Below are 13,220 nucleotides of genomic sequence, written 5' to 3'. Positions count from 1 at the left end.
TAGACTCGCTATACAACCACAAAGTTGTCGGTACTTACTGTCTATATCCCTCCTTTATTCATTAAAAGAAAAAGTGAGATAACTGCATAGGTTCAAAATTAATCCGTTCATACACTAAAAAGCCCACCTTTCGATGAGCTTAGATTTAAAAATTATGAATTGTTCCACTCACTAGATTGAACCCCCAACTCATCATCACCAGTGATCAGAACTGCTGTTAAAATTGGAACTGCTAAAATAACTGGGAAAAGCACAATCCATAGATCAATGGATAGCTGATTCGAAAAAACAAAATGAATCATGATTGCGATTAAAGCCAGTATTCCAAACAAAATACTTGCGAATCGAGTGGCAAATTTTAAAAGCATTTTTTATTCCCCTAGTAATTAAAAATTTTTACTCTATTTACTCTCATAGTTATGTCCTATTTTTAGAAATTAAGCAAAGCCCTTTGAGATAAAATAACCTCTCTTTTGAGGTATATTTACAAAAACCATAAAAAATATATGGATTTCTATAAAACTTAGCACTTTTCGTAGTTTTTATTTTTTCCTTATGTCTGTTGTGAATGAAAAGTCCACTTTTATATGATTAGATTTTTCTCCTTAGATAGCTTGATATAGGCAAATAAGTTGAATTCTAAAATAAACCCTTTTTAGCCAAGCTTTTTGCGACTTTTCGAAATGGACATTATGAAAATCAATAGCTTGATGAATCACGGATCATATTGATTAACGCCTTAAGTGTAGTGGATACATGACGATAGCCTGGATAATAAAGGCTAAGACCACGATACACTGGGCTAAACTTTTCCAAAACGATACTTAATTGCTGATTTTCCACAGCATTTTTTACCAAATGATCAGGTACAAATGCGATACCAATACCATCTATTGCAGCATCAACCATTAATGTTTGATCTGTAAGTGTTAATGGCCCTTTGACATCTATCTTTTCAATAATGCCATTCATATCAAATTCCCAGCGAAAAATTAAGCCACTATCAAAACGGAAACGAATGCAATCATGTTCATAAAGATCATGCGGAACAAGTGGTGTAGAATTTTTTAATAAATAGTCTGGGGATGCGACAGCAACAAAGCGTGCGGTTTCAGTCAAACGGATTGCAACCATTTCTTTAGGTATATCGTCTGCAAGGCGTATGCCTGCATCAAAATTTTCCTCAACAATATTGGTTAATTTACCATCACAAACAATATCTAAATGAACCAATGGATAACGTTGTAAGAACTTTTTAAGAATAGGTTTTAAAACCAACCTGACTGCCCCTTCACTGGCATTGATTCTAAGTACACCACTCGGCTGATCTCTAAAATCATCTAAATGATTTAGCGCATTTGAAATATTTTCCATGGAAGGTCGAAGTGAATGAACCAATTGGATTCCAGCATCAGTCAAAGAAACACTGCGTGTGGTTCGATTAAAAAGCCGAACATTTAAGCGGCTTTCCAAACCTTTTATGGCATGACTAATTGCTGAAGGTGTGACGTTTAACTCAACCGAAGCTGCACGGAAGTTTCGATGAGAGGCCACAGATAAAAAAATTGTTAAAGCAAAGAGTTCACCGCTTTTCAATTGATGAGCCATTTTCACTATTCTATAAAGTTTTATGAGATTGTTCTCAATAATATATTTATATAGGCTGAATGAGTACTCAAAATTAATGACGATAAGGAAAATTACAATGCCCAAACATGGTAACTATGCTGTAGAAAAAATAACATTTGATTCACATGGTGATGCAGTGGTTGGCGATTTATATAAGCCAAATACCGATGGAAAACTCCCCGCTGTTATTATTCTTGGGCCATATTCTTTTCAAAAAGAACAGGCACCCACTCAGTATGCGACACGTTTAGCAGATGAAGGCTTTATGACCCTCGCATTTGATCCAAGAACTGTTGGTGAGAGCCAAGGTATGCCACGTCGCCTTGAAAATCCAAAAATGAAAAACGAAGATGTCATTGCTGCAATTGATTACATCTTTACCCGTAACGATGTCGATACCGATAAAATATTTCTATTAGGGGTTTGCCAAGGTGGACCTGAAATGCTGGATATCGCGTCTTATGAAGCACGCGTCAAAGCCGTTGTTTCTGTTACTGGATATTATCGAGATAGAGAAACTGATTTATTTATGCTTGCGGCAGGTGTGACAGAAAATCCATTTGATGTTGAATCAGCACCAACGATCGAAGAATTAGAAGCCTTATTAGCGATCCGTTTAAAGAAAGCACAGGATGCCAAAGTTCTTTACGAAACAACGGGGGAAGTTATCTATCAGCCACTCGTATCGCCAGACCTCGGTGATCGCGTCAAAGGCTCGAATGCGGGTTTACCTGGTCCAATTATATGGAGCTGGTATGGAGCATGGACGCTAAAAAACTGGGAGAATCGCTACGCAATTATGAGTGATCTTGATCATTTTTCTTATTCAACTGTAGCTGGCGTTGCAAAACTAAATAAACCCGCGCTTATCATTCATTCGGATACCTGTATGAATCCAGCAGCGGCTCGACGTCATTTTGATTCAATTCCAACATCAGATAAAAAGCTTATCTGGGAAAATGGAACCAATCATTTCCAGTATTACGAGCAACCCGATATTGTAGATAGAACAGTTGCACATGCGACAGATTGGTTTTATCAACATCAAAATTAAGATCAAATCCCTTTAGTCGGATATGAAAAGAGAATCCTTTTAACGCTGCATCGACAATCAACTAAGCGTGATTAAGTTTTGTATGGACAACTCCCTCCTTTCACAAAGGTGAGAAGTCGTCACTTTGCAAAGGGCAAGGATTTAAAAATTCTTTATCATTTCCTTGCCGGCCTAGACAGCATCTTTTCAGTGTCCGTTTCTACCTTAAATTTTACGATTGCCATACCCACATTAAAAAACCACCGAATCGGTGGTTTTTCATTAAAATTAATGTACTGCTTCTGCTGAAGACTCTTTATGATCATCATCTTTGGTTTTGGCTAAACTTTTACCCTTGGTTTTTTGAGGATTATTTTTATGTGACTGATAGTAGCAAGCAATTGCAATTCCAGTCCCTAATAATGCTACGGTCTTTAACATGATATACCTCATACTGAATTGAATAACGTCTATTAGGAATAACATTAAATTTCTAATAAAGTATTTCGATATGTGAGTTATGCAAGTTTATGTGAAGCTTTATTACATTTGATTTCAAAGATTCAGATAAATCATCTAAATTTCAGTGTTATGGCTGATTTAAAGTATTTCGGTATTTAACCAAACAGTCACATGGTAAGTTTTTATTATGAGATTTTAATTCCAGCTTAATCATTCTAAAACCATCTAATATTCATCAATCAACACTGATCAGAAATCCTTCTTTAATTTTCGATATCTTTTATATTCGTTCAGCCATATAAAAAGCCCATCTTACGATGAGCTTTTCTAAAACATTCATTACGATTTATATCGCAATACGATAAAGTTGATTTTGATTAAGATAGAAAGATGAACCATCAATATTAAATTGACGATCGTCACCAGATTCTAATTCAATCTTTTTCCCTACTTCGACCCAACTCATACCAGTACGGTTGCTTTGTTGTCTTTTTAAAGGAACGATCTTTACGCGAATTTCATCGCCATTTACTGCAGAGGCTATTGTCCAGCCATTTAAAATATTCATTTTTTCACTCAATTGTTTTGAGCTTTTGCAAACAGAGAAGTATTTAACTATTAAGACCAACAGATATATTTTTGGAACTAACGATAAGAAGGCATCTAACCTTAATTTAAACTTTTGATATTTACATCAGCTTGATATTGCAGAAGTCAGAGTTGAAGCCAACCTTCAAGTCTTGCTTATATATTAAGCACATCTGCTTTAGTATTTTTCATAGTACGCTAATTTAACAGATTATGCAACTTAAATAACATTTGATTATTTTAAATTAAAAGTTCCTATTTATAAAATCAATTTGTGATGTTTATGTACAGGCCTATATTTAGGGATTATTTATATCACCATTTAAAACAACACAATACAAATATTTGATATTTTTATAAATATATTTTGTCGATATAAACTCAGTTTAGCCAACATATCTCCACATATGGCTCTCACAACTACCTTAGTGTAAGTGGATTAAAAGACTATTATCCAGACTCACTTAACAATTTGAGAAGATTATAATGTCATTTAAAAGTTTTTCACAAAATTCAGCTCAAGCAAATTCAGATACTAAAAACGTTGAGCAAACTCCGCCTAAAGATGCGCCACAAGCAACTCCTGGTGCTACACCACCTAATCCAAATCAGGACAATAAAGAGGTTAAGCAACCTGATACAAATAAGCCTAAATAACACCAAGAGCTTTTGATATTTCATAAATGGCTTACGTTGTAGGCTAAGAATGAACAGACCTTAAAGCTTAATCTATAAAAACTTACCGATGTTTGGTAAGTTTTTTTCGTTGTTGGTTATATAAATTCAGACGTTAACTACTAAAATATTCAGCTTTCTCCATGACGTAAAAAAGCCCACAATAGTGCGGGCTTTTTAGATCGGCATGCTGCGATCTCATGCTCAGCGTTAACTGCTTAGGTTTTAAATCTATTTAGAGGGAATACGCAATTCCTGTAACAACCTAAACACTTCCGTTTCGCTTACGGATTCGATCAAAGCTAAGTTAACACAGATCAGCAGATGAAAGCGGATAAAATATATTTGATTACGCTTTATTTAATAAAGTTTCGCCACACTCAATTCAAATCGTGAGTTTGTATAAATATAAAGCCAAAGTTCTCAATAAAACTTAGAATACCAGCACTCTTTCAAATCCAACAAATTATTTAATTAATTGATTTTAAATAATAATACATTACTATTATCAACATTTAAAAACCCCTACTCTGCACTTTACAAAGAATCGTTTATTTTAATTTTAACCATCTACTGTAAAACCATCAAAAAACCAATGATCTCAAAGAAGATCAGTCATGCTTAGCCTACAAAGCGTAAGCCCACACCCGGTTCAGTCACAATATATTTGGGTTGTACCGCATTATCATTCAGTTTTCCACGCAATTTGGCCACCAAAATTCTTAAATAATGGGTATCTTCCTGATGAGTTGGTCCCCATAAATCACTGAGAATTTGTGGTTGAGTAATCAACTGCCCCTTATGTTGCGCCAATAAAGTCAGCAATTGATATTCCTTACGTGTCAGCGCAATCAGTTGTTGGTTAAGAAATACCTGTCTTTGGGCAAAATCAATTTTTAAAAAACCATCATCAAAAAAAGCGGATTCCACAGCAACGTTTTGAAATTGTCTGAGTAATACGCGGATCCGCGCCATAAGCTCCTGAACACTAAAAGGTTTCGTCACATAATCATTGGCGCCAGCATCCAGTAATTTGACTTTTTCCTCTTCATTAGAACGAACCGACAAAACAATCACAGGGACATGCGACCACGCTCGCAACTCAGATAAGACTTCTAGACCATCTAAATCAGGCAGTCCTAAATCTAAAATAATTAAATCAGCGCCTTGCAAAGCCAAAAGCTCTAAGCCCTTTTGACCATTTTCGGCCAGTAGGGTTTTATAGCCCTGTGCTCTAAGTGCAATATCGAGAAACTTACGAATTTGAGTTTCATCATCAATAATCAATACATTGGTCATGGAACTTGTCGATACATTGTGTTCTGGCATGCTATTTCCTAAAATCAATATGTGCACTTACCCAATCTGCTGAATCGGCAATTGCATACGAATGCATGTGCCTTGATTATTCTTGGCTGAAGATGCCGAAATTTTACCCATATGCGCACCAATAATGGCTTTAACAATGGTTAAGCCCAACCCCGTACCATACTGCCCGCGATCGCCACGTTCCATAGTATAGAACATATCAAAAATACGCTCTCGTTCATCTTCTGGAATGCCTAAACCTTGATCGCTAATTGAGATTTCAATTTCATTTTCATTGAGTTGTAAGACTTTAATCGTTACCGCTTTATTCTCTGGGGAAAACTTGGCTGCATTTTCCAATACATTAAAAATCGCTTGTTCGATCAAAGCAGCATGAACAAATAGGCTCAATGTTTGCTCTGGTAAATCAACCTCAACAAGACTATGCGGCATATAGCGTTTTAAACGGTGTACCGCTGAACCAATCAACTCATCGACACCAATCCAATCTCGTTTAAGACTTAAACCTTCATGCCCTAGCCGTGTCATATCCAATAAATTCTGAATATAACGATCCAGTCGTTCGCCTTCCAAATGAATGGCTTCCAATAAGCTGTCTTGATCTTGTTCATCCATCGAATGCCGATAATTACTCAAAGTATCAGCTGCACCAATCATAGAGGCTAAAGGTGAACGTAAATCATGAGAGACGGAGGATAACAAGGCCGAACGTAATCTCTCGGTTTCTGAACTGACATTGGCGATTTCCAATGCTTTAGTGAGTTGGGTTCGAGAAATTGCTTGAGCAATATATTCAACCATGGTTTCAGTCAGTTGCTTCTGTTCAGTATTTAAAACCGATACATTTTTAAGAAACTTAACCCCGACCACACCAAAACACTGTTTGGAAGCCAATAATGGTAAAAACCACCAATCATTTTCAGTTAATGTTTGGGTAAACCGTCCCGATGGTTGATGGTTCTTAAATGTCCAATCTGCTGAAATTTTTTCTTTATTGTTAATGACCTCAAGTGATGAGGTTGCTGATTCTGGGAAATAAAACCAGATTTCGGCATTTAAATTTTTACTTAAACTATTTTCTGCAATCTCCTGCACTTGTTTTAAATCGATCGCGGTAGACAGTTTTTGACCTAAATCCTGCATAATGCTGTTATAACTATTTGCAGTCTTTAAAGCCGTTACCTGTTCTCTCAGTCTCGATGCCAAACGGCTTGAAATCAGTGCAGCGCCAAGGAAAGCAACCACGGTAATCACACCCTGATGTGCAGAAATTTGTAAGGTAAATTTGGGTGAAATAAAGAAAAAGTTATAAGCAAAAAAGAACAACAGCGCTGAAAGCACAGCGGCCAGCATTCGTGTTTTAGATGCCACAAAAACCACAGCGGTGATAAAAATCACCGAAAGCTCTTCAATCCCTAAATACTTTTCACCTAAACTGGCAATCACAATACTGATCATAGTGGTGGATAACACATAAAACATTTCTCTTAAACTTAGAAATGAATGCGTATCTTGAAAAAATGATTGCTGACGATGTTCTGCAAGAATTGGGACGATACTCAATTCAAAACTTGGCTGATATTTAAGTAATTGATCAACAAAATTTACGACACCCAATGCAAAGGTCTTACGATGCGATTGTGCCAATACCAAGGTTGAAATCCCTCGATCCATCACATAATCAAACAGCGTTTTTGCATGTTGCTGACCATAAAGGATTTCAGTCATCCCACCCAATTGACGGGTGAGGTTTAAAGCGCGTTCAATTTCTCGACTGGATAAACTATCTTGTTTTTCGCTTATTTTTGAATCTTTAGAAAAGACCACCACCGTCCAATTTGCCTGACGATTTTCTGCAATACGACAACCAGCACGAACCAACGCCTCAGCCTGCCCATTGCCCTCAATCATAATTAAAATATGATTTTTTAGAGGAATTGGCACAAGCCCTTGTATAGCAAAATTTTCTCGAACATCGGTATCGACATGACTGGCAACCGTCTGCATTGCCAATTCACGCAATGCGGTCAGATTTGAACTGTTGAAGAATCTTTGCAAAGCTTGTTCAGCTTGCTCAGGTACATAGACTTTGCCCTGATTTAAACGCTCAAGTAATTCATTGACAGGTAAATCAATTAACCGAATATCACGGATCCGTTCAAAGACCCGATCAGGTACAGTCTCAGTCACCCGAATGCCCGTAATTTGATAGACCACATCATTTAAACTTTCTAGATGCTGAATATTCATCGTGGTAAATACATCAATACCCGCATCCAGTAATTCATTGATGTCTTGCCAACGTTTTTCATGACGACTATTTGGCATATTGCTATGCGCGAATTCATCCACTAAAACAATACTGGGTTTGCTTGCCAGCACAGCATCAAGATCCATTTCTTCAAGAGAATGTCCTTGATACTCAATTGCCTTTCTTGGAATGATCACCAAACCTGAGATGAGGTTTTCAGTTTCAATGCGACCATGGGTTTCAACATAGCCGATCACAATGTTGATCCCTTGCAAAGCCAGTTCGTGCGCACGCACTAACATTGCAAAAGTCTTCCCCACACCGGGTGCAGCACCTAAAAATATAGTGAGGCGCCCAGATTGATAACGCTGAGTGTGTTGCAGTAAAACATCTGCTTTATTGTTTCTATAATCGCTCATCGCCGTCTGCTTGTTTAAAAATTACATCACTGTGCTGTTTCTTTGCGACCATTCAATACAGCAAAGAAACACAGAAAAACCGTCTTTTGATTAAGCTTGAGTCATTTACAATCTAAAAGAGGGAATATTGTAAATTTATACGAAAATAAAATCCCAATAATGCCCTCTTTTCAACAATCATAGAGAATCAATTACATCAACACTGATTCATTTCGCGTTGATGATTGCAACCCATTTATTGAGTTCCAATTTGATCCAAAGCGAAATTTAATTCAAGTACATTGACTCTGGCTTGCCCTAAAATTCCAAATGTCGGTTGTATGCTATTGTCTAGCAGCAACCTTAGCACATCCTGTTCTGGCAAATGTCTTGCTTTGGCAATGCGTTTTACTTGAATCATTGCAGATTGCACACTGATTTCAGGATCAATTCCGCTGCCTGAAGCCGTAACCAAATCTGCAGGAATCGCGCTTTTTTCAACGTGATCCTGTATCACAATTTTGTTTAAACGTTCCTCTACTGCTTTGTGTAAATCAGGATTGGTCCGTGCCATATTACTTCCCGCCATCGCCATTGGGTCATAATTGGCAGCAGAAGGTCGTGGATGAAAATATTGTGCTTGTACAAAAGGCTGTGCAACCAGTTTAGAACCGACAACGCGGTCATTTTCAACGATCAAACTGCCATTGGCTTGTTCATCAAAAAGAACTTGTCCCAACCCTGTTGCTGTAGCACTGTAGACAAAACCACATAAACCCAACGCGACAATGGTTAATCCAAGCGATGCGCGTACTAGTCCAGCGAATGATGACTCAAGCAATCGATTATTTTCAGTATTCATTTTTATCATCCTCAAAGTTTCTAAAGCGCCAATAGGGGGCTGATCATCAGATCAATCAGCTTGATCGCAATAAACGGCAACACCACACCACCTACACCGTAGATCAGCATATTTCGACGTAATAATTGCGTTGAGGTTGAAGGCTTAAACTTCACTCCACGTAAAGCAATTGGAATCAATAATGGAATAATGATGGCATTGAAAATCAGTGCTGAGAGAATTGCACTTTCTGAACTTCCCAAGCGCATCACATTTAAAACTTGCATTTGAGGAATGGCTGCGACAAATAAAGCCGGTAAAATTGCAAAGTATTTGGAAACGTCATTGGCCAATGAAAAGGTGGTCAATGCACCACGCGTAATCAACTGCTGTTTACCAATCTCAACAACCGACAATAATTTGGTTGGATCTGAATCCAAGTCCACCATATTGCCCGCTTCTTTTGCCGCTTGGGTCCCTGAGTTCATCGCCAAACCAATATCCGCTTGTGCCAAAGCAGGTGCATCATTGGTACCATCGCCAACCATAGCGACCAAATGACCTTTATTCTGTTCATGACGAATACAATTTAACTTATCTTCAGGTTTCGCTTCTGCGATGTAGTCATCAACACCTGCCTCCGCTGCAATAGCCGCAGCTGTTAAAGGGTTATCCCCTGTGACCATGACAGTTTTTATACCCATTTCACGTAAGCGAGCAAATTTTTCCTTGATGCCTTGTTTAATTACGTCTGAAAGTTCAATCACCCCCAGAATATTTTGATCTTTTGCCACCACTAACGGCGTTGCACCTTTTGATGCAACCTGTTCTACCCGCGTTTTAAGCTCACTATGATGTTCAAAATTCTGTGAAGCAAATTTAATAATCGCATCTACTGCCCCTTTACGGATTTGCTGTCCATTTGATAAATTTATACCAGAGATCCGAGTTGCGGCATTAAAGGCAATAAACTCGACCTGTTCAGGTTCAACAATATGCTCCCCTTGCTCTTTTGCCAAAACCACAATGGATTTACCCTCTGGTGTTGGGTCTGCAAGTGAGGTCAATATCGCAGCTTGACGCAGTTCTGATTCAGTCACTCCAGTCAGTGGGAAAAATGCTGTTGCCTGACGGTCACCATAGGTGATGGTTCCTGTTTTATCGAGTAACAATACATCTACATCACCCGCCACTTCGACAGCTTTACCCGATTTGGCAATCACATTGGCTTTTAACGCCCGATTCATCCCAGCAATACCGATTGCAGGCAACAGGCCACCGATGGTGGTTGGAATTAAACACACCAACAAAGCCACCAAGAGAATCGGGTTAATTTCAATTTTTAAGAAATGCCCAATAAAAGGTAAACTCACCACCACCGCGATAAAGGTCACAGTCATCACAGTCAGTAAAATACCCAGAGCGATCTCGTTTGGTGTTTTTTGACGATTGGAACCCTCAACCAAAGCAATCATTCGGTCAAGAAAGCTATTACCCGCTTCAGCCGTCACTTGCACCACGATACGATCGGTTAAAACTTTAGTTCCCCCAATCACACCCGATTTATCGGTACCTGCTTCACGTAAAACGGGTGCTGACTCACCTGTTACCGCAGCTTCATTAATAGTCGCAAAACCATGAACAATTTCACCATCCGCAGGCACCAGTTCCCCAGCACGGACTTCAATCAGATCATTCATTTTTAATAAGGTTGCAGCGACTTGTACGCCCTCTCGATCATCCTTAGAACTGAGTCGACGTGCGGTTAAGTTTTGACGCGCTTGTCTTAAGGAAGAGGCTTGACCTCGACCTTTGGCTTCGGCAATCGCTTCGGCATAGTTGGCAAATAATACGGTGATAAATAAAATCAACGTCACCACTAAACCAAATACAGTATCAGCTTGACCCGTTAAAGTACTGACCAGTGTGATGAGGGTGCCTAGCCATACAATCGCCATCACTGGATTTTTAATTGCATGTTGTGGCAACAATTTAATCAAGGCATTTTTCCAAGTTTCACCTTGGAATAAAGTTGATGATTTATTTTGAGTAGATTGTTTTGAATGATTCATGTTATTCACCCTAGCCTTGTACCAATAACAGCTGATCAGCGATCGGTCCTAAAACAAGGACTGGCATAAATTGCAATAAGGTCAACATCACCACAATAGCAATCAGAGTGAAAGCAAAGGTTGGCGTTTCCACTTTTAAACTACCACTACTTTCAGGGGCTTGACGCTTTGCAGCTAAACGAGCAGCAATCATTAAAGGAATGATCAATGTTGGAAAACGTCCAAGTAGTAAAGCGATGACACAGCTCACGTTCCACCACACGGTATTGTCCGCTAAACCTTCAAAACCAGAACCATTATTGGCAAAGGCCGAAACATACTCATACAACACTTGTGAAATGGCATGATATTGCGGATTGCTATTGCCTGTAAGTTCAGGGAAAAACAAAGCAACTGAGCTTAAACCGAGAATCGTAATCGGCTGAATCAAAATCACCACAGCAAGTAATTTGATTTCCCCTGCTTCAATTTTGCGGCCAAATAATTCAGGTGTACGACCTGTCATCAAACCTGCAATAAATACAGCCAAAAACAGATAGATCATAAATTGCTGTAAGCCACAGCCGATCCCGCCCCAAATCGCATTAATCAGCATATTCGCCAGCGCCACTAAACCTGTTAATGGTGATGCAGAGTCATGCATCATATTGACGGAACCATTGTTGACCTGTGTGGTTATGGCGGCCCACAATGCGGAAGATGCTTCACCAAAACGCACTTCCTTTCCTTCCATGGCATAAATTTGCATCGCGGAAGATGATAGGCTTTCAGACCAAATCGCCGCTGTAGCTGAAACAACCGACATCAGCAACATTGAGCCAAAAACAAAGCCAGCAAATTTTGCGCGTTTGGTTAAAAAACCTAACATAAAAATCACTGCGACAGGGATAAGTAGAATCGCGATCATTTCTAAGAAATTTGAAAATGGGGTTGGATTTTCCAATGGCACACTACTGTTAGGTCCATACCAACCCCCACCATTACTACCCAATTGCTTAATCGCAACCATGGGTGCAACAGGACCCAGTGGAATTTTTTGAGTTTTTAATTCAGTCGATTGGTCAATGACTTGAACTTCTGGGCCACCTTGAAAGGTTGATGGCACACCTTGGCTATTGAGTAATAATGACCAAATCATACATAACGGAATTAAAAACCGAAAGGTTGGACGAATTACATCGGCCCAATAATTACCGACATTGATTTTTTCAACTTTATTTTGAAAGCTTAGGTTTTGATCTGCTTCAGACAAAGCATTCGATTGCGGATAAAATAAGGCACGTACGGTTGCAACCACCATTGCCAACCCCATCATTGGCGTAATGATTTGCAATCCAACGATTCCAACCATCTGTGATAAATATGACAGTTGCGCCTGACCTGAATAGTGCTGTTGGTTGGTATTGGTCAGAAAGGAAATCATGGTGTGTAATGCTAAATCCCATGACATATTTGGCGCATTGTTTGGATTGAGTGGCAAACTTGCTTGGCACATAAACAACACCCAAGTCACCAATCCAATGACGATACAGCTCGCCACAAAGCTAAGTGAATAGGTCTTCGCATTCATCCCTTGATCATGATGTGTACCCAAAACACGATAAATCGGTTTTTCAATCCAGTTAAAAATTGGATCAATTTTCATCTCTCGGTTTTGCATAATACAGGCAAGATATTTCCCTAAAGGAAAAGCCAAAAGCACCACAATCACCAAGACTAAGATAAACTCTAACATGACATTCCCCCCCAACTTGATTGGCTCAAATTAAAAATGTCGATATTGCAATGATTTATATGTTTTTGAAGTACGCATAATTTTGGATGCTGTACTTGTTGATGCGCTATATATTTAGCACTCATCTTTTTCATCCTAAACGCTGGGATATTCCACAACTCAGTATCCGAAAATACTCCGTAAACTCTCTATTTACAGTCAGATCAG

Annotated in this window: 11 protein-coding genes; 2 read left to right on the top strand and 9 right to left on the bottom strand. The window is 38.7% G+C overall.

Annotated features, from left to right (window positions below):
• Positions 1-152 precede the first annotated feature (152 nt).
• Together FHR28_RS20095 and FHR28_RS20090 are read right to left on the bottom strand one after the other, a co-directional pair.
• Positions 153-368 carry a hypothetical protein gene (locus FHR28_RS20095; RefSeq protein WP_105714551.1) on the bottom strand — a complete coding sequence of 72 codons (216 nt, stop codon included), beginning with the start codon at positions 366-368 and terminating at the stop codon, positions 153-155.
• Positions 369-699: 331 nt separating this feature from the next.
• Positions 700-1,608: a LysR family transcriptional regulator gene (locus FHR28_RS20090; protein WP_105714552.1), complete on the bottom strand. Its 909-nt coding sequence runs from the start codon at positions 1,606-1,608 to the stop codon at positions 700-702.
• A gap of 97 nt (positions 1,609-1,705) precedes the next feature.
• Here FHR28_RS20090 and FHR28_RS20085 point away from each other — a divergent pair, with 97 nt between their 5' ends.
• Positions 1,706-2,683, top strand: a complete 978-nt coding sequence (locus FHR28_RS20085; protein WP_166783393.1) for an alpha/beta hydrolase — start codon at positions 1,706-1,708, stop codon at positions 2,681-2,683.
• Between the two features lie 267 nt (positions 2,684-2,950).
• On the opposite strand, the gene FHR28_RS20080 is transcribed toward FHR28_RS20085, so the two are convergent.
• A complete protein-coding gene (locus FHR28_RS20080) occupies positions 2,951-3,103 on the bottom strand; it encodes a hypothetical protein (protein ID WP_004722095.1) in 153 nt (50 codons plus the stop codon).
• A gap of 367 nt (positions 3,104-3,470) precedes the next feature.
• Positions 3,471-3,692, bottom strand: a complete 222-nt coding sequence (locus FHR28_RS20075; protein ID WP_004722098.1) for a hypothetical protein — start codon at positions 3,690-3,692, stop codon at positions 3,471-3,473.
• A gap of 506 nt (positions 3,693-4,198) precedes the next feature.
• On the opposite strand from FHR28_RS20075, the gene FHR28_RS20070 reads away from it, so the two are divergent.
• Positions 4,199-4,369 carry a hypothetical protein gene (locus FHR28_RS20070; RefSeq protein ID WP_004722100.1) on the top strand — a complete coding sequence of 57 codons (171 nt, stop codon included), beginning with the start codon at positions 4,199-4,201 and terminating at the stop codon, positions 4,367-4,369.
• 639 nt (positions 4,370-5,008) lie between these two features.
• On the opposite strand, the gene FHR28_RS20065 is transcribed toward FHR28_RS20070, so the two are convergent.
• From FHR28_RS20065 to kdpA, 5 genes are all read right to left on the bottom strand, one after another.
• Positions 5,009-5,716 (bottom strand): response regulator, encoded by a 708-nt coding sequence (locus FHR28_RS20065; RefSeq protein ID WP_166783392.1) that lies wholly within the window; start codon positions 5,714-5,716, stop codon positions 5,009-5,011.
• 27 nt (positions 5,717-5,743) lie between these two features.
• Positions 5,744-8,386, bottom strand: coding sequence for a sensor histidine kinase (locus FHR28_RS20060; RefSeq protein WP_166783391.1), 2,643 nt, complete (start codon positions 8,384-8,386; stop codon positions 5,744-5,746).
• A 235-nt stretch (positions 8,387-8,621) separates the two neighbouring features.
• Positions 8,622-9,227, bottom strand: a complete 606-nt coding sequence (gene kdpC, locus FHR28_RS20055; RefSeq protein WP_166783390.1) for a potassium-transporting ATPase subunit KdpC — start codon at positions 9,225-9,227, stop codon at positions 8,622-8,624.
• A gap of 20 nt (positions 9,228-9,247) precedes the next feature.
• Complete coding sequence (gene kdpB, locus FHR28_RS20050; protein WP_166783389.1) at positions 9,248-11,278, bottom strand: potassium-transporting ATPase subunit KdpB; 2,031 nt, start codon at positions 11,276-11,278, stop codon at positions 9,248-9,250.
• A 10-nt stretch (positions 11,279-11,288) separates the two neighbouring features.
• Entirely contained in the window at positions 11,289-13,013 is a 1,725-nt protein-coding gene (kdpA, locus tag FHR28_RS20045; protein ID WP_166783388.1) for a potassium-transporting ATPase subunit KdpA, read from the bottom strand.
• Positions 13,014-13,220: the final 207 nt, after the last annotated feature.

It is taken from the genome of Acinetobacter sp. BIGb0196 (assembly GCF_011759595.1).
In the GTDB taxonomy this organism is placed as follows: domain Bacteria; phylum Pseudomonadota; class Gammaproteobacteria; order Pseudomonadales; family Moraxellaceae; genus Acinetobacter; species Acinetobacter guillouiae.
Note: the sequence above shows the minus strand (reverse complement) of the source record. Positions and strands in the feature narration are given on the sequence as shown.

What these genes read in the sequence shown, in the direction of transcription:
- FHR28_RS20095 (WP_105714551.1), bottom strand. Translation starts at nt 368, where the DNA reads ATGCTTTTAAAATTTGCCACTCGATTCGCAAGTATTTTGTTTGGAATA.
- FHR28_RS20090 (WP_105714552.1), bottom strand. Translation starts at nt 1,608, where the DNA reads ATGGCTCATCAATTGAAAAGCGGTGAACTCTTTGCTTTAACAATTTTT.
- FHR28_RS20080 (WP_004722095.1), bottom strand. Translation starts at nt 3,103, where the DNA reads ATGTTAAAGACCGTAGCATTATTAGGGACTGGAATTGCAATTGCTTGC.
- kdpB (WP_166783389.1), bottom strand. Translation starts at nt 11,278, where the DNA reads ATGAATCATTCAAAACAATCTACTCAAAATAAATCATCAACTTTATTC.
- FHR28_RS20075 (WP_004722098.1), bottom strand. Translation starts at nt 3,692, where the DNA reads ATGAATATTTTAAATGGCTGGACAATAGCCTCTGCAGTAAATGGCGAT.
- FHR28_RS20085 (WP_166783393.1), top strand. Translation starts at nt 1,706, where the DNA reads ATGCCCAAACATGGTAACTATGCTGTAGAAAAAATAACATTTGATTCA.
- kdpA (WP_166783388.1), bottom strand. Translation starts at nt 13,013, where the DNA reads ATGTTAGAGTTTATCTTAGTCTTGGTGATTGTGGTGCTTTTGGCTTTT.
- kdpC (WP_166783390.1), bottom strand. Translation starts at nt 9,227, where the DNA reads ATGAATACTGAAAATAATCGATTGCTTGAGTCATCATTCGCTGGACTA.
- FHR28_RS20070 (WP_004722100.1), top strand. Translation starts at nt 4,199, where the DNA reads ATGTCATTTAAAAGTTTTTCACAAAATTCAGCTCAAGCAAATTCAGAT.
- FHR28_RS20060 (WP_166783391.1), bottom strand. Translation starts at nt 8,386, where the DNA reads ATGAGCGATTATAGAAACAATAAAGCAGATGTTTTACTGCAACACACT.
- FHR28_RS20065 (WP_166783392.1), bottom strand. Translation starts at nt 5,716, where the DNA reads ATGCCAGAACACAATGTATCGACAAGTTCCATGACCAATGTATTGATT.